The 19,806-nt window shown below is 70.2% G+C and carries 15 protein-coding genes; 6 read left to right on the forward strand and 9 right to left on the reverse strand.

The genetic code is table 11. The features are described from left to right. Positions 1-79 precede the first annotated feature (79 nt). The 4 genes from OG884_RS01930 to OG884_RS01945 form a co-directional block, all read right to left on the reverse strand. Positions 80-1,480: a sensor histidine kinase gene (locus tag OG884_RS01930; protein ID WP_326641484.1), complete on the reverse strand. Its 1,401-nt coding sequence runs from the start codon at positions 1,478-1,480 to the stop codon at positions 80-82. Continuing rightward, the gene (locus OG884_RS01935; protein ID WP_326641485.1) at positions 1,477-2,184 is read right to left on the reverse strand and encodes a response regulator transcription factor; all 708 of its coding nucleotides are present in this window, start codon (positions 2,182-2,184) and stop codon (positions 1,477-1,479) included. Before OG884_RS01935 ends, OG884_RS01930 begins: the two co-directional genes overlap by 4 nt. 94 nt (positions 2,185-2,278) lie before the next feature. After that, positions 2,279-3,793, reverse strand: a complete 1,515-nt coding sequence (locus OG884_RS01940) for a phytoene desaturase family protein (protein ID WP_326641486.1) — start codon at positions 3,791-3,793, stop codon at positions 2,279-2,281. Continuing rightward, the gene (locus OG884_RS01945) at positions 3,774-4,733 is read right to left on the reverse strand and encodes a LysR family transcriptional regulator (RefSeq protein ID WP_326641487.1); all 960 of its coding nucleotides are present in this window, start codon (positions 4,731-4,733) and stop codon (positions 3,774-3,776) included. Before OG884_RS01945 ends, OG884_RS01940 begins: the two co-directional genes overlap by 20 nt. Positions 4,734-4,803: 70 nt before the next feature. Between OG884_RS01945 and OG884_RS01950 the strand changes: the two genes are divergently transcribed. The 5 genes from OG884_RS01950 (at position 4,804) to OG884_RS01970 (ending at position 11,202) form a co-directional block, all read left to right on the forward strand. Then, complete coding sequence (locus tag OG884_RS01950) at positions 4,804-5,901, forward strand: YeiH family protein (protein ID WP_326641489.1); 1,098 nt, start codon at positions 4,804-4,806, stop codon at positions 5,899-5,901. Between the two features lie 123 nt (positions 5,902-6,024). After that, a complete protein-coding gene (locus OG884_RS01955) occupies positions 6,025-6,966 on the forward strand; it encodes a pseudouridine-5'-phosphate glycosidase (RefSeq protein ID WP_326641490.1) in 942 nt (313 codons plus the stop codon). A gap of 7 nt (positions 6,967-6,973) precedes the next feature. Beyond that, a complete protein-coding gene (locus tag OG884_RS01960) occupies positions 6,974-7,924 on the forward strand; it encodes a carbohydrate kinase family protein (RefSeq protein WP_326641492.1) in 951 nt (316 codons plus the stop codon). A 64-nt stretch (positions 7,925-7,988) separates the two neighbouring features. After that, entirely contained in the window at positions 7,989-9,695 is a 1,707-nt protein-coding gene (locus OG884_RS01965; RefSeq protein WP_326641494.1) for a hypothetical protein, read from the forward strand. A 259-nt stretch (positions 9,696-9,954) separates the two neighbouring features. Next, positions 9,955-11,202, forward strand: coding sequence for an MFS transporter (locus tag OG884_RS01970; protein WP_326641496.1), 1,248 nt, complete (start codon positions 9,955-9,957; stop codon positions 11,200-11,202). Here OG884_RS01970 and OG884_RS01975 read toward each other — a convergent pair. The 3 genes from OG884_RS01975 to OG884_RS01985 form a co-directional block, all read right to left on the reverse strand. Continuing rightward, positions 11,186-13,207 (reverse strand): tetratricopeptide repeat protein, encoded by a 2,022-nt coding sequence (locus tag OG884_RS01975; RefSeq protein WP_326641497.1) that lies wholly within the window; start codon positions 13,205-13,207, stop codon positions 11,186-11,188. The genes OG884_RS01970 and OG884_RS01975 overlap by 17 nt on opposite strands. After that, positions 13,204-14,094, reverse strand: a complete 891-nt coding sequence (locus OG884_RS01980; RefSeq protein WP_326646838.1) for an SIR2 family NAD-dependent protein deacylase — start codon at positions 14,092-14,094, stop codon at positions 13,204-13,206. Before OG884_RS01980 ends, OG884_RS01975 begins: the two co-directional genes overlap by 4 nt. A 195-nt stretch (positions 14,095-14,289) precedes the next feature. Next, complete coding sequence (locus OG884_RS01985) at positions 14,290-14,454, reverse strand: hypothetical protein (protein ID WP_326641499.1); 165 nt, start codon at positions 14,452-14,454, stop codon at positions 14,290-14,292. A gap of 192 nt (positions 14,455-14,646) precedes the next feature. Between OG884_RS01985 and fxsT the strand changes: the two genes are divergently transcribed. Beyond that, entirely contained in the window at positions 14,647-17,178 is a 2,532-nt protein-coding gene (gene fxsT, locus OG884_RS01990) for an FxSxx-COOH system tetratricopeptide repeat protein (protein ID WP_326641501.1), read from the forward strand. Between the two features lie 6 nt (positions 17,179-17,184). Here the strand turns inward: fxsT and OG884_RS01995 are convergent, their stop codons facing one another. Both OG884_RS01995 and OG884_RS02000 read right to left on the reverse strand, forming a co-directional pair. Beyond that, positions 17,185-18,495, reverse strand: coding sequence for an HEXXH motif domain-containing protein (locus tag OG884_RS01995; protein ID WP_326641503.1), 1,311 nt, complete (start codon positions 18,493-18,495; stop codon positions 17,185-17,187). Further along, positions 18,492-19,739, reverse strand: coding sequence for an FxsB family cyclophane-forming radical SAM/SPASM peptide maturase (locus OG884_RS02000; RefSeq protein WP_326641505.1), 1,248 nt, complete (start codon positions 19,737-19,739; stop codon positions 18,492-18,494). Before OG884_RS02000 ends, OG884_RS01995 begins: the two co-directional genes overlap by 4 nt. Positions 19,740-19,806: the final 67 nt, after the last annotated feature.

Here is a 19,806-nt window from a genome sequence, read left to right on the forward strand (position 1 = left end):
TCCTCCTCGTATCGGTTCCCACGCTCACCGTGCCCTCTGCGATCTCGCTGAGCGAATTCTTGACGCCTGATGAGAGACCTCACGGCGCCGCGGGAAGGCGGGCGCGGACGGGGGAGCCCGGCAGGCGGAGGCGCGCGAGGGTTCCGCCCCCCTCGGCGTTCTCCAGTCCCACCTCTCCCCCGGCGTCGCGCACGGCCTTGGCCACGATGGCCAGACCCAGCCCCGACCCGGGCATGCTGCGGGCCGAGGACGACCGCCAGAACCTGTCGAACACATACGGCAGCTCCCCCTGGGGGATGCCGGGACCGTGGTCCCTGACCGTCAGCTCGCCGTCGCGGAGCCGCACGCTCACCGGGCCTTCCTGCCCTTGCGAGAACTTCACCGCGTTGTCCAGCAGGTTCAGCACGGCCCGCTCCAGAGCGGCCTGGTCACCTCGCAGGTACCAGGGGCGCAGTTCCACCTCGATCGGGATGTCGGGGGCGCGCGGCCGCGCCCGGCGCACGGCCGCCTCGACGACGTCGTGGAAGGCGACCTCGACGTACGGCTCGTGCTCGTCCTCGGTGCGCGAGAGCTGCAGCAGGTCACCGACGAGCGTGGACATCTCCTCGAACTGGGCCTTGAGGTTGGTCAGCAGCCTGCGCTTGGGGGCGGGGTCGAGCGGGCGCCCGGTGTTCTCGCTGCGCAGCAACAGGTCGATGTTTGTGCGCAGGCTGGTGAGCGGGGTGCGCAACTCGTGCCCCGCGTCGGCGATCAGCCGTCGCTGGCGCTCGCGGGACCCGGCCAGCGCGGTGGTCATCGCGTTGAAGGAGACGCCGAGTCTGGCGATCTCGTCGGTGCCCTCGACGGGGATCCTGGTGTCGAGGTCCTCGGTCCTGGCGACGTACTCGACGGCCTCGGTCAGCCGGCCGACCGGGCGCAGTGCGGTGCGGGAGACCAGCAGCCCGGCCGAGGCCGCGCCGAGTACGCCGAGCGCAGCGACCCCGGCGAGTATCCAGGCGAGGGCGGCGAGGGTGGCGTGGACCTCCTCCAGCGACCGGGACTCCATGATCGCGAGGCCGGGCCCGACGTTCCTCGTCATCACCCGGACCTCCTCGCCGCCCTCGGTCACCCCGTTCCGGTAAGCCCTCGTGCCCGGCAGGGCATGGGTCAGGGCCAGATCGGCCGGGGTGACCCTGACGGGAGTGGCGCCCACGACGCACCGGCCGCCGTCCGCGTAGATCAGCTGGGTGGGCGGGAGGCGGAGCGGCGGCCTGCGCTCGTCGATGAGCTCCCTCGGACCCTTCAGCCCTCCCGAGCAGTACGCCTCGATCCACTCGATGCCCTGCGGCCCCTTCTGCACGCCCAGGGAGCGCTCCACCTGCCGCAGCAGTTCTGCCCTGACGACGAACCAGCACAGCACCGCGCACACCGCGATCGCCAGCGCCACGGCCGCCGCCACCAGCAGGGTCAGCCGCGAGCGCAGGGAGCGGCGACCGTTCACGCGGAGTTCCGCAGCACGTAGCCGACCCCCCGGACCGTGTGGATCAGCCGGGGACGCCCGCCGCTCTCGGTCTTGCGGCGCAGGTACATGACGTAGACGTCGAGGGAGTTGGAGGAGGGCTCGAAGTCGAAGCCCCACACCTCGCTGAGGATCTGCTCGCGGGTGAGCACCTGACGGGGATGGACCATGAGCAGCTCCAGCAGCAGGTACTCGGTACGGGTCAGCTCCAGCCGCTCGCCCGCCCTGGTGACCTCGCGGCTGGCGATGTCCATCCGCAGGTCGCCGAAGGCCAGGCGCGCGCCGTCCTCGGCCGCGGGCGCGCTCAGCGCGCCGCGCCGCAGCAGCGCCCTGACCCGCGCCAGCAGCTCGTCCAGCTCGAACGGCTTGACCAGGTAGTCGTCGGCTCCCGCGTCCAGGCCCGACACCCGGTCGCCCACGGCGTCGCGGGCGGTGAGCATGAGCACCGGCAGCTGACCGCCCGCCGCCCTGAGCCTGCGGCAGGCGGTCAGCCCGTCCAGCCGGGGCATCATCACATCCAGCAGGACCAGCTCGTACGGCTCCCGCTCCAGCGTCTCCAGCGCCTCCTGTCCGTCCGAGGCCACGCCGACCCGGTAGCCCTCGAACTCCAGGCTGCTCTGCAGCGCCTCCCTGAGCGCGGGCTCGTCGTCCACGACCAGCACCCGCGCCGCCTCACCGTCACCCATGGCCCTCACGTTAGACGCTCATCATGAGAACCCGATGAACACCTCCGGCCCCCTTGCCCAGGCCGGACGGGCTCAGGTGAGCAGCGCCATGGCCTCAGGTGAGCAGCGCCATGGCGGCGTTGTGGCCGGGGATGCCGCTGACGCCGCCGCCGCGCCGCGCGCCCGCCCCGCAGAGCAGGACGCGCTCGAAGTCGGTCTCCACGCCCCAGCGCCCCGGTTCCCCGTACGGCCAGGACAGGTCGCGGTGGAAGATGTGGCCGCCCGGCAGGCCCGCCTCGGCCTCCAGGTCGACCGGTGTCTTGGCCTCCAGGCAGAGGCTGCCGTCCGGGGCGCGCAGCAGGCAGTCCTCGACGGGTTCCGCGAGCACCCGGTTCATCGAGGCGAGCGTGGCGCGCAGCGCGGCCTCGCGCGCCCCGGCCGGGTCGTCGCGGAACAGCCTGGCCGGCATGTGCAGGCCGAACAGCGTCATCGTGTGGGCTCCGGCCTCCCGCAGCCCCCGGCCGAGGATGGACGGGTCGGTCAGCGAGTGGCAGTAGACCTCGGCCGGGGGCAGGGTGGGGATCCGCCCGGCCGACGCCTCCGCGTACGCCCGGGCGAGCTGGTCGCGGCCCTCGTTGATGTGGAAGGTGCCGCTGAACGCGGCCTCGGGGTCCACACCGGGGTCCCTCAGGCGCGGCAGCCGCGACAGCACCATGTTGACCTTGAGCTGGGCGCCCTCCGGGGCGGGCTCGGCACCGCCAAGGAGCCGGGCGAGCACGGCGGGCGGCACGTTGGCCAGCACCCGCTCGCCCACCACCGTGTGCTCCCCGCCCTCGTCGCGGAAGACGACCTCGCCCGAGGCGTCGACCGCGAGGACCTCCGCGCCGGTCAGGATCTCAGCCCCCGCGGCGCGGGCGGCGTCGGCGAGCGCGCCGGAGACCGCGCCCATGCCGCCGACGGGGACGTTCCAGTCACCGGTCCCGTCGCCGATCACGTGGTAGAGCAGGCACCGGTTGGCCGACAGGCCCGGGTCCGAGGGGTCGGCGAAGGTGCCGATGAGGGCGTCGGTGAGGACCACCCCGCGCACGGTGTCGTCGGCGAACCGCTCGTCCACCACCTCACCGATCGGCCGCTCGAACAGGTCACGCCACGCCTCGTCGCCGACGAGGCGCCGCATCGCCGCGCGGTCGGCGAGGGGTTCCAGCAGCGTCGGCGCGACCTTCCCGGCCACGTCGGCGGTCATCCGGTAGAAGCGGCGCCACGCGTCCAGCTCACCGGTGCCCCCGGTGACCCTGGCGAAGGAGGCGGCGGTCCGCGCGGCGTCGCCGTTGTCGACCAGCAGCCCGCTCTCCCCCACCGGCGTGTACGAGGCGTAGCGGCGTCGGCGCAGCGTGACATTGAGCCCCAGATCGGCCACGACCTTGGCGGGCAGCAGGCTGACCAGGTACGAGTAGCGCGAGAGCCGTGCGTCGACCCCGGGGAACGCCCGCGCCGACACGGCGAGACCACCGACGTGGTCGAGGCGCTCCAGGACGAGGACGCGCCGGCCCGCGCGGGCGAGGTAGGCGGCGGCGACCAGGCCGTTGTGGCCGCCTCCGACGATCACTGCTTCATAGCGAGAGCGGAGCACGAGACTTCCCTGCGGGTTGGGGGGACGGCGAGGCCGGGGGCTCCGGCCGCTCGGCGGCGGAGAGGGTGATTTTCAGCAGGGTGGCGGCGGGGCCGCTGGGGGTGCGACCTCGGCGCCAGACCGCCCGAAGGCGGCGCGCGAGGTCGATGTCCCTGGTGGGCACCTCGATCAGGCGGCCGGTGGCCAGCTCGGCCTCCACCGCGTAGCCGCTGAGCACGGCCGGGGCCGCGCCCTCTCGGGCGGCGCCCTTGACCGCGGCGTTGGAGCCGAGCTCCAGCTTCGGGGCGGCGACAACGTGGCCGGTCAGCGCGAGGTCCAGCGTCTCACGGGTGCCCGACCCCTGCTCCCGCACGACCAGCGGGGTGGCGGCCAGCTCGGCGGCGAGCAGCGGGGTACGGCGGCGCGCCCACGGATGGCCCGGCGCGACCACCACCACGAGCCGGTCCGTGGCCACCACCCGCGACACCAGCCCTGACGGCACCGAGGGGCCCTCCACGAACCCGAGCTCGATCTCGCCGCCGATCAGCTTCGCCACCTCTGCCGAGTTCTGCACGTCCAAGCCGACCTGGACCTGGGGCTCACGATTCTGGAGCTCTCCCAGCCAGCGCGGCAGCAGGTACTCGGCCACGGTCATGCTGGCGGCGATGTGCAGGTGGGCGGCCCTGCCGCGCCGTACCGCCTCCACCCCCCTCATGAGCTCCTCGGCCGCCGCCAGCACCTGCGCGGCCCAGGCCGAGACCATCGCGCCCTGCGGGGTGAGGACGGAGCCTCGCGGGGTGCGTTCCAGCAGTTCCAGCCCAAGGCGTCGTTCCAGCAGCGAGATGCGCTTGCTCACCGACGGCTGTGCGATGCCCGCGGCCCGGGCTGCCTGGCCGAGGCTGCCCAGGCGTTCCACATCGACGAGCAGGCGCAGGGACTCGATGTCGGGCAGCTCACTCATAGCCCCAGGCTATGACCTACCAGTAAGGAGACGGGTACCGGCCCCGCCGTACCACGCCGACACTCGGACCATGTTCTCCTCCCCGCCCACCCGTTCACCGGAACCTCCCCGGCGGTCCCACCCGGTGCCCGCGGGGACGGGCCTGGCACCGGCGACGGCATCGGCATCGGCATCGGCATCGGGGCTCGGGGGGCTCGCGCCGGGGCTCGGGGCCGTGGCCGTCGCGGTGGTGCTGGCCACGGCCACGACCCGGATCGTGCCCGAGGTGAGCGCCGCCGTGATCGCGGTGGCGTTCGGGGTCGCGCTCACCAACCTCGGCGGCCTGCACCGTTCGCTGGCCCCCGGGCTGAGGTTCGTCTCCCGCCGGGTGCTCCGCCTGGCGATCGTGCTGCTCGGGCTGCAGATCGCACTGCCGGAGCTGCTGGCGCTCGGCTGGCCGGTGCTGGCGGTGGTCGCGACGGGGACCGGTGTCACGTTCGCGGCGACGCGGTGGATCGGAGTCCGGGTCGGGGTGAGCCCGCGCAGGTCCCTGCTGATCGCGACCGGCGTGTCCGTCTGCGGGGCGGCGGCGGTGGCCGCCATGCACGAGGTCGCCGGAAGCGACGACGACGACGTGGCGGCCGCGGTCGGCGTGGTCGTCCTGTACGGCAGTGCCTCGATCGTCGCGCTGCCGCTGCTCGCGGGATCGCTGGGCCTGACACCGCACCAGCTGGGCATGTGGGCCGGCGCCTCGGTCCATGAGGTCGCGCAGGTCGCGGCCATCGGCGCGGCGGCCGGCGCGGGAGTCCTGGTGAGCGCGGTGGCCGTCAAGCTGGTCCGGGTCGTCCTGCTGGCCCCGATCGTCGGCCTCACCTCCGCCGCCCTGCGCTCTGCCTCGACGGAGCCTCCGGAGGCCGGGCGGACGGCAGGCCGGCCTCCGGTGCTGCCGTTGTTCGTCGCCGGCTTCGTCGTGGCCGTGGCGGCGCGGAGCCTGGGCGCGGTGCCACCCGAGGTCACGCGGGCCGTCCCCGGTCTGACGGCGACGCTGCTCGCGGCGGCGCTCTTCGCCCTGGGCACCGGTGTCGATCTCCGGAAGCTCGTGCGGGGCGGGCGGTCACTGCTCCTGGGCGGGATCGCCACGGCCATCATCGGCTGGATCTCACTGATCGGAGTCATACTCATTAGCTGATCTTTAAGTAGACGTCTCCCGGCAACCGCCGTAACGTGCTCTTTTTGGGGAAGACGGTGTCGTTTACACCGTTCCAAAAGCAAGCAACGATTACGAGCTCGGACAAGGAGACAGAACCAGCTCATGCGTACCACCCGACAGTCCCTCACCCGCGGCATGCCGCGCCCCTCGACCGAGGTGGCCGAGGCGCTGGAGCAGGGCGCCCCGATCGTGGCCCTGGAATCCACGATCATCTCGCACGGCCTGCCCCAGCCCCGCAACCTCGAGGTCGCGGTGGAGCTGGAGCGGCTCGTCCGTGAGGCCGGGGCGGTACCGGCGACGATCGCGGTACTGGACGGCGTGGCGCGCATCGGTCTCGACAAGAGCCAGCTGGAGCGCATCGCCGGCGAGCCCGGGCTTCGCAAGCTGGGCTTCCGCGACCTGCCCGCCGCCGCCGCACTCGGGGCGAGCGGGGCGACCACGGTCTCCGCCACCTCGTTCCTGGCCGCCAGGGCGGGAATCCGGATCTTCGCCACCGGCGGTCTCGGCGGTGTGCACCGCGGGTGGACCGACAGCCAGGACGAGTCGGCCGACCTCGACATGCTGAGCCGGACCCGCATCACCGTGGTCTGCGCGGGCGTGAAGTCGATCCTGGACGTCGGAGCCACCCTGCAGCGGCTGGAGACGCGCGGCGTCACGATCGCGGGGTTCCGTACCGACGAGTTCCCCGGCTTCTACCTGCACACCTCGGGCGAGCCGATCGACTGGCGGATCGAGACTCCGGCCGAGGCCGCGGACATCATGCGAGCCCAGGACGCGCTGGGCGGCCCGGAGAGCGCGCTGATCGTCGCCAACCCGGTGCCGCCGGCGGAGCAGCTCGACCCCGACCTGCACGACCGCGTCCTCGCCGAGGCCCTCGCCGCGGCCGAAGAACAGAAGATCACCGGCCAGGCCATCACCCCGTTCCTCCTGGGCTACCTGGTACGCGGCACCGGCGGCGCCTCGCTTGAGGCGAACCTGGCCGCGGTGCGGGGCAACGTCCGCGTCGCCGGGCGGATCGCGGCCTCCTGGAGCCGGGGAAACTGAGGAAACCATGACCGGAACGGGTCTGCTGGTCATCGGCGACGTGGTGACCGACGTCGTCGCGCTGCACGGCGGGTCGGCCAGGAGCGTCCTGGCCGTCGGCACGGACACCGCCGCCGACATCGTGCTGCGGCCCGGCGGCTCGGGGGCCAACACCGCCTCCTGGGCCGCCCGGCTGGGCGCCGACACGCGCATCCTGACCCGGGTCGGCTTCGACACCGCCGACTGGCACGCCGCCGAGCTGCGGCGCTTCGGAGTACGGCCCCATCTGCGGATCGACCCCGACCGGCCGACGGCCGTGGTGATCGCCATGGTCGACGTGACCGGGGAGCGTTCCATGCTCACCAACCGGGGGGCGGGCGGGCACATCGGCACGGGCGACTGGGACGAGAGCCTGCTGGAGGGGGTGGGCCATCTCCACCTGTCCGGATACACGCTGTTCGCCGAACCGGGGCTCCAGCTTTCCCGGCTGGCCATGGCCGAGGCGTCCCGGCGCGGCGTCTCGATCAGCGTGGACCCCGCCTCGACCGGATTCCTGCGCTCGTTCGGTGTCGAGCGGTTCATCCAGGAGACCCTGACCGCCCAGCTGATCATTCCCAACCTGGACGAGGCGCTGCTGCTCACCCGCGAGACCTCGGCCGAGGGGGCGGCGGAGATCCTGAGCCTGCGCTACGGCGCGGCGGCGGTGAAACTCGGCTCCCGCGGCGCGCTGATGGCCAGGAATGGAAAGTTGGCCGCCCGGGTTCCCGCGCTCACCACCGAGGTGATTGACTCCATTGGAGCGGGGGACGCGTTCGCGGCCGGGTTGCTGACGGCCCTGCTGAGCGGGGCCTGCGACGAGGCCGCGCTGGACGCCGGACGCCGTGCCGGAGCGGAGGCCGTGACGGTCTTGGGGGGCCGTCCACGTATCCTTCCGTCGGAGTTGGATACGAATGAGCTTTACCCTCTTAGCACCAATTGATAGCTTGCGGCGTAGGCTGCACCATTAGCCACACGCGTCACTTTGGGGAGGTTGCGGTCCGCCGATGGATGCCGAGTCATCGATCTGCCTGAGTGATCTGGTCCCAGCCCTGCGCTGGAGCCGACCCCAGCAAGTCGCCGAAGCCCTGACCGACCCCCGACTGCCCGCCGGCTGGTGGTCCTCGGTCGCCCTGCCCAAGGCCCTCGGCGCCGCCGGGCTCGACTGGGTCTGCGACAGGCTGGCCCGGCTCTCACTGTCGCGCTGGGACCACCTGCCGCTGAGCGACGTGCTGCCCGCCCTGCACGTGCACACGGTCGACCCCACCTTGCCAGGCTGGCCCGAGCCCGCACGCTCGGCCATCGCCGGGCTGGGCGGCTGGAGCCGACTGCGCCGCCTGACCGCTGGAGACCTGAGCGGGCCCGCGATGCCCGCCTCTCCCGAGGTCCTGGTCACCGCCATGTTCCACGAGGTGCTCAGCCGTATCCCGGGGATCGCCGAACAGGCCGCACCGGCCGCCGCTCAGGCTCAGTCCCCGGCAGAGGTCCAGGCAGAGGTCCAGGCCCCCGCGCAGATGCCCGTGCCACCGATCCCGGCCCAGCCACCTCCGCCGCAGGAGCAGCGCCAGGCGCCGGTCGCCCCCGCCCCTCCCGCCCCTGTCTCTCCCGCCCCCACCCCTCCCGCCCCCGAGCCTCCCGCCGCCAAACCCCCGGTCCGGCTCAGCGACTATCCACTGGTGCGCCTGATGGACAACATGTTCCGCGACTGGAGCGTGCTGGAGCGCGCGGTCGCCGTGGAACGGCTCTTCGCGGTGGACCCGATCAGCCTGCGCGCACTCGCGCACAAGCTGAACGCCGACCGGGACGCGCTCTCCTCGGCCCAGCGCACCGCCGAGGAGCGCATCCTGCTCTGGTTGCGCTCCTCGGAGTCCGCACCGCTCACCGGGCACATGTTCGGGCTGACCGAGTGGCTGGGCGCCGCCGCCACCAAGGACCAGCTCATCGGCGCCGACCCCGCGCACCCTGTCGAGGTCCCCACCCTCCAAACCCCGCTCTGGCGGGTGCTGGTCACTCTCATGCCCGACCGACGGCTCCAGGACGACTGGCTCGTCGTGGGCGATCTGGGCGGCCTGCGTGACAGGACCCGCCAACTCCTGGCGAACAAGCCGATCGACACCGACGCGGCCGCGCTCATGGAGCACCAGCTCGGCATCCGGGCCCACTCGGCCCAGGCCTGGCTGGACGCCCTCGCCGCGAGCGGGCAGGAGACGCCTCCCCAGGAGGCCGCCTCCGATGCGACCAGGCAGCTGCCTCGCCGCACTCCGGGGAGCAACGGCCACCACCACCGCGGCGGCCAGCCGATACCGCAGGTGAACGCCGGCGGCATCGACCCCCGCGCCGCCCTGGCCACGCTGTCGGCCCTGTCGGGCGGTAACACCCGGCCACACCTGATCACCAGCCGGCGGGCTCCGCTCCACCCGCCCGCGAGCCCGTCGGCCGACCCGAGCCGCTGGCAGCGCATCGAGGTGACCAGCGACCACCTGCGGGGCGGTCCCGTGGCCGTGCCCGAGGGGTACGCCACCCGGCTGGGCATGCGTCCCGGCACGCTGCTGTCGGTCACCGGCCCCGGTGACAACGCGGTGGTCCTGGTCTGGCGGGACCACCCTGTCTTCGACTCCCTGCAGCCCGTCCTGATGCGCCTGAACGCCCGGCCGGGCGACCAGGTCTACGTCACCGTGGACGGTTACCGCCTGGACGCCCAGCTGCCCGCCTGACTTTCGGAAAGGCCCTCCCCCGGAAAGCGATCCCGCGGGGAGGGCGAACGTTGATTCGCTTGTGTGAATCGGCGATATGCTTGGGCCTCCCAAGACCGGAATTAACTACTGGAACCCCATGTGACATGGGTGCCACTAGTCGTTTTCGTGTCAACAAACCCCCATTTCTCATCTTCTATTCGGCGGTTTCGGCCACTTACCTCACGGACCGGTGTCAGCTGTTTCCAGCGGCTGACACGAGAACAGGAACACGCAAGCTGTGAGGGAAGGACCGGAGCGGGCAACCCGGATCCACAACACCAGGGACTTCAGGTTGGCGTGGGCCGGGTCGACGCTTTCCATGACCGCGTTCCGGACCCTTGGCGTTTCCTATCCGCTGATAGCCCTGATGCTCACCGGCTCTCCCATGGCCGCCGGATGGGTGGGGTTCGCCTCGACCGTCCCCGGCCTCCTGCTGTACATCCCGGCAGGCGTCCTGATCGACCGCCTCACCCCGCGCCGGGTCATGCTCTGGACGGAGGCGATCCGGGGGATCGCCGCGGCCGGCGTGTTCGTGGCCCTGCTGTGCGGTTCGGCCTCGCTGGCCCATTTGGTGGTGGCCGCGGTCATCGAAGGAGCCCTGTGGGTCCTGCACTCACTGGCGGAGACCGCGCTGATCCCCTCGCTCGTCAGCCGCGACCGGCTTCCCCGCGCGCTCGCGCGAAGCGAGATGAGCTTCCACACCGCCGTCCTGGCGGGAAGACCTCTCGGCGGCTTCCTGCTGGGGATCGGGCAGGCGGTACCGTCCGCCGTCAACACGGTGCTTTTCTTTCTCTCGTTCGGTTTTCTGCTGCGCATGAACACGAACGGCGTCCGGCAGAAAGCACGTCCACGCCCGCTGGTCAAGGTCGGCGACGGCCTGCGGGAAGTCGCGCGGCAGCCTTTTCTTCGCACCGCGATGGGGCTGACCGCCTTCACCAATCTGATGGTCAACGCGCTGACCATGGTTTTCCTCTCGGGCTCGGCGGAGCTGTCGCCGCTGGTCGTCGGCCTGGTGCTCGCGGGGGGCGGGGCGGGCGGGGCCCTGGGATCCTTTGTGGTCCTGCGCCTCACACCGCCGCCCTGCATGCTGTTCCTGCAGGTGTGGATCTGGGCGGCCGCCTTCTCCATCGCCGCCGTCGGCCACCATCCCGTCTTCTTCGCCCTGGCGACACTGGTGACCGGATGCACCGGCGCTCTCAGCAACATCACGGTCAGGACGTTCGAGGCCCACGAGATCGGACCGGACAGGATAGCCAGGGTGGCAAGCGTGTCCCGGCTCACCAGCCGCGCGGCGATATCGGTGGCGGCACCGCTCGGCGCCTTTCTCGTCACCTGCTTCGGCAACGAGGGGGCGACGACGGTCCTTTTCCTCACCATGATCGTGGTTGCGGTGCTGGTGACAGCCGTCCCCTCGCTGCGTGGTGCCCTGATCGGGCCGAGAGGTGCCGCCCCGGCACAGGGACCCCCGATCAGGGTGGCTGGATGAGCCGGTCGGCCTCGGCGGCCAGGTGAGCGGGGAGTGCGGGTGCCCTCGCCGATCTGGCCCGGCGGGCCAGATCGGCCGCCGATTCGGCGTCATGCGCCAGAGCCCTGACCCGAGCGGCGTACAGCAGCGCCGGACCGTGATCTCCCGCCTCCGGTAGCACCGCTCTGACAGCCCGCTCCGCCTCGGAAAGGTTCCCCAGGAGAGCCAGTGCGAGCGCGTGGGCGGCCCGGGTGGAGGGCCACTGCAGCGGCCTGACCCGGTCGAGGTCGCGCAGCGCCGCCTCCGCCCGGCCGAGCCCGGCGAGGATCTCGCCCCGCGCCCGCAACGCCTCGGTGAGGTTCCCCTCCCTTCCCAGAACGTCGTTGAGGACGTCACGCGCCGCGTCGGGATGGCCGTCGTACCAGAGCGCCCAGGCGAGCTCGGTCTGGATGCTCATGTCATTGGGGACACGGCGTATCGCCGAGTACAGCTCCCGCACCGCGACCGAGGGACGTCCCTGGGCCAGCCGCAGCCGGCCGATCCCGGCGAGAAGGCCGCCGACGGCCGAGGTCGCCCCCAGCGTCTCGAAGAGGACCGCGGCGGTGCGGTAGTGCGACACGGCCTTCTCGAAGTCCTCCCGCCGGTGCGCCACGTTGCCGAGAAAGGACTCGATCTCCGCGCGGATCCTGGTGTTGTCACCGCACCGCTCCAGAGCCTCCTCGGCCTGTTTGGCGGCCAGCGCGAACTCACCGTCGCGGAACGAGAGCTCGGCGGCCCGCAGGTGGTCTTCGGGAAAGGTCCGGCTCTCGGCCTGCACGACGAGGTGGTCGTTCTGCAGGATCGGCTGGATGAGGCGTTCGTGCGACAGCTCGCACCAGCGGGTGCCCGCCTTGATGTCCTCGCGCAGGATGTGGCGGTCCACCAGCGCCCTGACCAACGCGTTCGGCATGCCCGCGGTGACGGTCTCCCCCTGGTAGACGACCTCGCGGGTGCCGAGTTCGGTGATGAAGCAGCGACGCAGCCAGCTCCTGAGCTCGGCGACGTCGTCTCCGAAGTGGTCATGGGCCACCTCGGAGATCATCCGCTCGGAGAAGTCGGTGAGGGAACGGTCGGCGTTGGCGAACCTGCGGACGTGGTCCGAGGAGATGATCCGCACGTCCTCGGGCAGGGAGCGCCACATGGCCGAGCACACGACCTGCAGCTGGACGGGCTCGACCACCTTGGCGTCGGCGACGACCTCCTCACCCAGCGCCCTGCCGACCCTGATCATGCGGAGGTCGTCCACCAGGCCACGCGCCGCGCCCGGGGCGAACGAGCGTCCCGTTCCCTCCAGCGGGCCCTCGGTCGCCCGGACCGCGGCGGCCGTGTCAAGAGCGGTCAGGGAGAAGCGGCTCCTGGCCATGCCCGCCAGCTTCGGCTCGTGGGGCAGGATCGCGGCGAGGTAGTCCTCTCGGATCGAGACGAGAAGACGCAGGTTCGGGTCGCCGTCCAGCGCCTCGACGAGCTGGCTGATGAACCATTCCCGGTACGGCTGGCGGTGGGCGAAGTCCCCGAAGAGTTCCTCGGCCTGGTCGATCGCGGCCAGGGTGAGGATCGGGTCGCCGTAGGGATCCTGGCGCGGTGGGCGCCGGCTCAGGAACTCACGGATCGTCAGCCCCGCCAGCCGGGTGGGCGTCTCGGAAGGGGACCACGACGACAGCAGCGCGAACACGTGCGGGTTGTGCCGGGACAGCGCGGCGGAGGGGAAGGGCGAGCCGTGCGACACCCTGCCTATCGGGAGGACGTCGGTCCTGCCCGCGTCCAGCAGCGGGAGCACACCCGCCTGGATCAGCGAGGTCTTACCCACGCCCGACGGCCCGTACAGCACGGTCAGGCGTCCGGCCTGCCACAGGTCGGAGACCTCGCAGGCCTCCCTGTCCCGGCCGAAGAACTTGGCTCGGTCCTCGCGGCGGAAGGCCCGCAGGCCGACGTACGGCTGGCCGGCCGCGTCTGGCCGGACAAGGTCGGAGGTCACGTCAGAGGTCACGGCACCGGTCCCATCCGCCGGCGCAGCTCACGGCAGAACTCCTCCGCCGTCCCCCAGAAGATGGAGATCCGCCAGTCTTCGTAGTATCTGGCCAGCTGGCGCTGGACTTCCAGCACGTCCGCCTTCGTGCTGGCGATCGAGGGGGCGAGCTGGACGCTCACGTGCCTGCGGCGGTTGATGCCGGGAACGGCTTTCAACAACCCATGGAAAAGCACGCGAAATGTCCAGTCCTGCAAGCTGTATCCGATGAACAGCAGAGGTCTCCTGGTCAGCGCCGCGAGAATGGAGGTGGGCAGCATCCGCTGGCCGCCCGCGACACCGTCCACCGCGAGGTTGGTGAGAAACTCCAGATAGTCGTCCTCCGCCAGCACTATCGACGCCGGATCCTGCAGGTTGCCGTGCAGGTGATAGATGAGCGGGGCCTCGGGCTTGGGATTCCACCCTGCCTCGCTGCTGAACAGCTCCTCGGCGTAGGCCAGCCCTTTGTTCCATGGACAGACGGCCACATTCGGTCTTTTTCCCACGGCTTCGAGCGAGCGCAGGATGAAGTCGTCGTAGTTCGTCGTCAGATATACCGGAAGCGGGAAGCTCGCGAGCAGGCCGTGCGGTTCGAGGGGATCCAGGAAGTCGGGCGCGCCCCCGGCGTCGAGCTCGTCGCAGATCCGCCTCTTCACATATACGGAATCCCCATATCGCATCACCGCGAACTGCGTCACACGAGGAAGATCATGGTCGTCGTCGAACGGATAGTCCCATCGGCGCGCCATGTCGCGGCTCAACGCGGTCCCGGTCGGCAGAGTGCCCGCACACGCCCCGGATCCCAGGAACGGCGTGCAGTCTCCGCTGTTCAACTGGTCGAGCAGGCGCTCCCACTCGGCCTCCCCCATGTCGTGCACGCGGGGCACCACCTCACAGACCGAAGGCCCGGCCGGACGTCGGACCCGATGCCGGACGACTCTATTGCCGCGGTCAACCCCCGGCGGTCCGGATGTGGGCGTCTGACTCGCCGATCGCCAGGAAACGGGCTGATGCTTCACGGTTATCTTTCTGTCGCAGTCTGCCCGGAACCGCAAGGCGATCGCTCATATCGAGCTGTCGAACCCCGCACTCGGCTCTAGATCCGCACCATGCCCGAGAAGTTCTTCCAGCACCCTTCTGAGAGAGGCACTCCCGACCTTTTCAAGATCCCTGAACGACAGACCGGTGATGTCGATGGAGACCGTTGACGCCGCACCGTCATGATGCATTTATGCTCCCTGCTTCGCGACCCTATCGCCAGCCTGGTTTCGGCCATCCAAAACACGGTGCGACGGCCTTCTCCGCTGCGCATGAAATTCAAGATGCGCCCGCCATTTATTTTATTCTGTTATGCCCGGCTCCTCGAATCAAGCTCTAAGATGGCGACAGAATCCTTCGGCTTGACAGGGTGGAGGCCATAGGTGGTGGAGCTTTCACACGCCGCGAACACGGTGCCGGAACGGCAGCCCGAGGTCTGGGAGAAAGTGCCGCCTCGCAACAGGAACTTCACCGGGCGAGACGACCTGCTCCTCAAGCTCCGCCAGGGCATCAGCACCGTCACCGCCGTCGTCCCCCAACCCCAGGCGCTCCAGGGATGGGGCGGCGTCGGCAAGACCCACCTGGCCATCGAGTACGCCCACCGCTACCGCTCGCACTACGACCTGGTCTGGTGGATCCCCGCCGACCAGCGTGTGCTGGTGCCCTCAGCGCTGGCGGCGCTCGCGCCCTACCTGGGCCTGCCACCGGTGTCGGCCACCGGTGTCGAGGAGGCCGCCGAGGCCGTGCGCAGGACGTTGCAGAGCGGCGACCCCTACCGCCGCTGGCTGCTGATCTTCGACAACGCCGAGGACCCCGGGCAGGTCGAGGAGTTCATCCCCCGCGGTCCCGGCCACGTCCTGATCACCTCCCGCAACCCCAAGTGGGAGGACCACTTCGAGACCCTCCAGGTCGACGTCTTCACCCGCGAGGAGAGCGTGGCGTTTTTGAAGAAGCGCCTGCGCAGGGAGGTTCCCGACGAGGACTCCTCACGGCTGGCCGAGCAACTCGGAGACCTTCCCCTGGCCCTTGAGCAGGCCGGCGCGCTGCAGTACGAGACCGGGATGTCGGTCGACGAATACCTGGAACAGCTCAGCGAGCAGGCAAGCCGTCTGCTGGGCGCGAACCGGGCACCGGGGTACCCGCTGTCGATGACGGCCGCCTGGAAGGTGTCGGTGTCGCTCCTGCAGGACCGCCTCCCCGAGGCCATCACGGTCCTGCGGTGCTGCGCCTTCTTCGGCCCCGAGCCCATCCCGCGCGATGTGTTCCGCAGGGGCAACAGGGCGGACGTCCCCCGCCTGAACGCGATCCTGTCCGACCCCATCCTGCTCGCCACGGCACTGAGCGAGCTCAGGCGCTTCGCCCTGGCCAGGATCGAGCCCAAGACCCGCACGATCCAGGTCCACCGCCTGGTCCAGGCGCTCCTCCGTGACGACCTGCCGGAGAAGGACCAGCACGAGATCCGGCACGAGGTCCACGTGCTGCTGGCCGGCAGCGCCCCGAACGATCCCGATGACACCGACAAATGGCGTAGTTTCGAGGAGTTGGTCGCCCACGTCGCCCCCTCCGGCCTGGAAGAATGCACGGACCCCCAGGCCAGGCTGTTCGCCATGGACATGGTGCGCTACCTGTATCGATCGGGCAACTACCAGTCCGCTCACTCGTTCATCAACGGCTTCATCGGGAGATGGACCGAGATAAGCGGGCCGAAACACCAGGACGTGCTCGTCGCGCACAAGCACCTCGGCAACATCCTGCGAGGTCTCGGACAGTACGCCCTGGCCTACGACGTCGACCACGAGACCCTCGACAGGATGACGGAGACTCTCGGTCCCGATCACCCGGAGACCCTCTCGACGATCAACGGGTACGCCGCCTCGCTTCGCGCCCGCGGCGACTTCCTCGGCGCGCGCAGGCTGGACGAGGAGTCGCGGACCACGCATATCAACGGGCCGGGTCCGACCGCACCGTCCACCCTGCGCGTTCTGTACAACCTGGCCCTCGACTACGCGCTGACCAGCGACTACGCACAGGCGCGGAGGCTGCACCAGGAGACCTACCTGGAGCAGAGCGACGCGACGGAGGGGGTCAGCAAGGGCACCCTGCTGCTGTCCTGGAACAGCCTGGCCAGGGCCGTTCGCCTCTGCGGTGACTACACCGAGGCCTGCGACCTGGGTGACGAGGCCTACGCCTACGGCGTCCAGGAGTTGACCCTCGACCACCACTACACCCTGCTGGCCGCCAAGGACCTCTCCATCGCCAAACGGCGGGCGGGAGAGATCCCCGAGGCCCTGGAGCTCGCGCACGACACGCACACCCGCTTCCAGCGGCTTTTCGGAGACGGCCATCCCGACACCATGGCGGCCGCGATCAACCTCTCCAACGCCCTGCGGACAGCCGGGGAGATCGACGAGGCGTTCGCGATCGCGGACAGGACGGTTGCCCGCTATCCCAGGGTGTACGGCGCCGACCACCCCTACACCAACGCGTGCCTCGGCAACCTGGCGATCCTCCACCGGCTGCGAGGAGACGTCTCAACGGCCCGCGACCTGAACGAGAAGGTCAGGAAGAGCCTGATCGCCAAGGTCAGCCAGAACCATCACTACCCGCTGACCTGTGCCATCAGCCTCCAGACGGACCTCGCGGCCTCCGGAGAGACCAGCCGCGCCCGTGAGCTCGGCGAGGACACGCTCGCCAAACTGCGCGGCCTCTTCGGCGAGAACCACTTCCTGAGCCTGGCCTGCGCCAGCAACCTCGTCCTCGACCGACGGGCGACGGGCGCGGAGCAAGAGGCCGAACTCCTGTACGCCGACACGATGCGGCGCTACGAACGCCCGCTGGAGATCGGTCACCCCGACGCCCTGTTCGCGAGCGAGGGTCGTCGCATCGACTGTGACTTCGACCCTCCGCCGATCTGACCGCTTCTAGATCCGGGAGTTGCGGCGGGTCCAGGCTCTGAGATGCTGGTCGGCCTCGCGTCGGGCCTGCGCCGCGACCGCGAGGTCCACCGGCTCGTCCAGCCACCGTTCCAGCGTGCCTCTCATCGCCTTCACGAATTCCTCACCGCGGTCGTTCAGGCCCCCGCAGGCCAGGAGGGTGCCGGTGACGCGGTGGGCGGCCTCCCTCCAGCGCGTGAACTCGACCTGTCCGCGAAAGGCGCGAGCCCCCTGCTCGAAACGGTGCTGGCGCCTCCAGAATCCCGCCACCCCGAGATATGCGTACGCTCCCTGTAACAACCCGTTGACCGGACGGGGGTCGTTCCTCCAGGGCGCGTAGTGCCGCCGTCCGTTCTCCGGCCGGGTCAGATCGACCATGCCGGTCAGCGCCGTCAGCTTCGCGTGCTGGATCTCGTGGGCGAACGTCGCGGCCATTCCCAGGCCGTGCTGCGGCTCGGACAGGGCGACGGTCCCGAACGTCTCACGGGAGGTGGCACTGTTCTGGCCGAAAGCCGGCGCGTGGATGGGGGTCAGCACCGAGACACCGCAGGTCATCTCTTCGGCGACGGTCCAGTGACGGGCGGTCAGTACACGCCATGCCTCGCGCAGGCACCGGGCCCAGTGATCCAGCTTCGCGTCGCTCAGCCTCGGCTCGGTGACGTGACCCGCGGGCCACCGGTACGGGTCCGCGTCGTCGACGACGAGGCTGAACCCGGAGCCCACCGGCAGCCGGCGCAGGACCTGCCAGCCGGTGTCGTCACGGAGCGGGTCGACGCGTACCGTTGACCGGCCGATGTCGAGCTCGGCCCCCTCACCGTCCGGTCGCACGGTGACGTCGAACACTCCCCGGGCACCGGCCGGTGCGCTGAGACGGCCGAGGCCGGGCAGCACGATGGCGTCGTCGGAGAGCGCGAGGCGGACCTGGCAGGCGGTCTGCGATCTGACGGCGACCGCCACGACCAGGGCGGCCAGCCTGCCGGGGTCGTCCTTCACTCCCGTACCGGCCTTGAGCGAAAGGTACGTTCGCAACGCCCATGCGCCCACGGCCGGGTAGCACAATTCCGATTCGACCCGGCCCCTGCCGTGCGTCTCCATCTCGACCATGAGGTCGTAGGCGCGAGCCGAGAGGTCGGCGTGGGGGTGCCCCGCCGTCCGCGCCTCCAGGACAAGCTCACGGATGAGGAGCCTGTTCTTGAAACACTGCATCGCGCGCAGCTCGGCCATGGCACCGGCCCCGCCCCCACCCGCCGCGAGCCTGGAGAACGTCTCTTCGGACACCGGACGCGAGATGAGCCTCATCCGCTTCCCTTCAGCCGGGCGACGTCTCGTAGCAGCCGCGCACGAATGTGATCTATGAGCCGGTAGAGGTCGGGACAGTAGACCGAAGGACCGAGGAATCCGCGAGCCTCGCTGTAGCGGTGCGGGTAGAGCCCCCCACCGCAGATGGAACGGATGTCACAGGCCTGGCAGACGGGTGCCAGCGCGAGCTCGCCGATCTGCCGGGCCACTATGGACGGGTGCTCGAGCACGGTGTCGAAGGAGTCACGCAGGACGTGCAGCAGAGTCGCGGGAGCACCGTGGTAGCTGGACTTGAGGATGTCGGACTGCTCGATGCTGCCGTTCGTCTCGATGACGACCATCCGTGCCGGGGAGAGACCGATGGCCTCGGTACGGGACGCACGCCCGGTGAGCAGCCGGACGATCTCGTTGAAGAAGCGAATCTCGGTCTCCTCCACGGCGGCCCCATACCAGCGGTCGAAGATCGGGAGCAGCCAGTCGGCGTACGGTGTGGCGGCCGAGTCGGGGTCGCGAAAGGGTGGCGGGGTGAGCCAGTTGCCATGCGGCAGCAGGAAGTCGACCGCCGGCGGGTCGAACTCCAGGAGTGCCTCGTAGGTGGCCAGTGGATCGTTACGGATGTCGATCGTGCACAGAAGGCCGCTGAAGAGATGGTGAAAGGGGCCGGCCGTCAGTCTCCGCAGCGAGGCGGTGACCATGGCGTGACTCCCCTTTCCGTTGGTGAAGAGCCTGTGCCGGTCATGAGCGGCCTCGTAGCCGTCCATGCTCACCCCGACACGGACCTCCAGGCTGTCGAAGAGCCGCAGGTAGGTTTCGTCCAGGCGCAGTCCGTTGGTCTGCACGCCGACGTGGACGCGGGTCCCGACGTCGGCGGCCGCTCCCCTGATCGTGCGCACAGCGTGGGAGATGAGCTCCGGGCCGGCCAGAAGCGGTTCTCCGCCGTGGAGTATGACCTCCACCTCCGCCAGTTCGTGGGCCAGGGCATGCTCCGCGATGCGCTGTGCCGTTCGATTGACGATCGCCTCGGACATGCGCCGCGGCTGGGCCTTCCAGGACTGGTCCGCCATCTCGTAGATGTAACAGTGCCGGCAGGCGAGATCGCATCTACTGTGAATCTTCAGGATGAACTGTCGGAAGGCGGACGGCCTCCATCCCGAGGCCAGCAGTCCGGCCACATCGAGCGTGGCTGGAAACGCATTTTCGGGCGACAGAATTTCCAGTTTCGGCTTCTCTGACAAATGCGGCACGCCTCTCTTGCGCCATTTCCATCTCGCACTACTTTGTGCCGTTAGTCAAGATTAAAACTTGTAAAAC

This window comes from Streptosporangium sp. NBC_01755, from assembly GCF_035917995.1.
Taxonomy (GTDB): domain Bacteria; phylum Actinomycetota; class Actinomycetes; order Streptosporangiales; family Streptosporangiaceae; genus Streptosporangium.

Bases quoted from the DNA above. Each gene is read 5' to 3' on its own strand.
- OG884_RS01935 (WP_326641485.1), bottom strand. From the start codon at position 2,184: ATGGGTGACGGTGAGGCGGCGCGGGTGCTGGTCGTGGACGACGAGCCC.
- OG884_RS01945 (WP_326641487.1), bottom strand. From the start codon at position 4,733: ATGAGTGAGCTGCCCGACATCGAGTCCCTGCGCCTGCTCGTCGATGTG.
- OG884_RS01950 (WP_326641489.1), top strand. From the start codon at position 4,804: ATGTTCTCCTCCCCGCCCACCCGTTCACCGGAACCTCCCCGGCGGTCC.
- OG884_RS01955 (WP_326641490.1), top strand. From the start codon at position 6,025: ATGCGTACCACCCGACAGTCCCTCACCCGCGGCATGCCGCGCCCCTCG.
- OG884_RS01960 (WP_326641492.1), top strand. From the start codon at position 6,974: ATGACCGGAACGGGTCTGCTGGTCATCGGCGACGTGGTGACCGACGTC.
- OG884_RS01965 (WP_326641494.1), top strand. From the start codon at position 7,989: ATGGATGCCGAGTCATCGATCTGCCTGAGTGATCTGGTCCCAGCCCTG.
- OG884_RS01980 (WP_326646838.1), bottom strand. From the start codon at position 14,094: ATGGGGGAGGCCGAGTGGGAGCGCCTGCTCGACCAGTTGAACAGCGGA.
- OG884_RS01985 (WP_326641499.1), bottom strand. From the start codon at position 14,454: ATGCATCATGACGGTGCGGCGTCAACGGTCTCCATCGACATCACCGGT.
- OG884_RS01995 (WP_326641503.1), bottom strand. From the start codon at position 18,495: ATGAGGCTCATCTCGCGTCCGGTGTCCGAAGAGACGTTCTCCAGGCTC.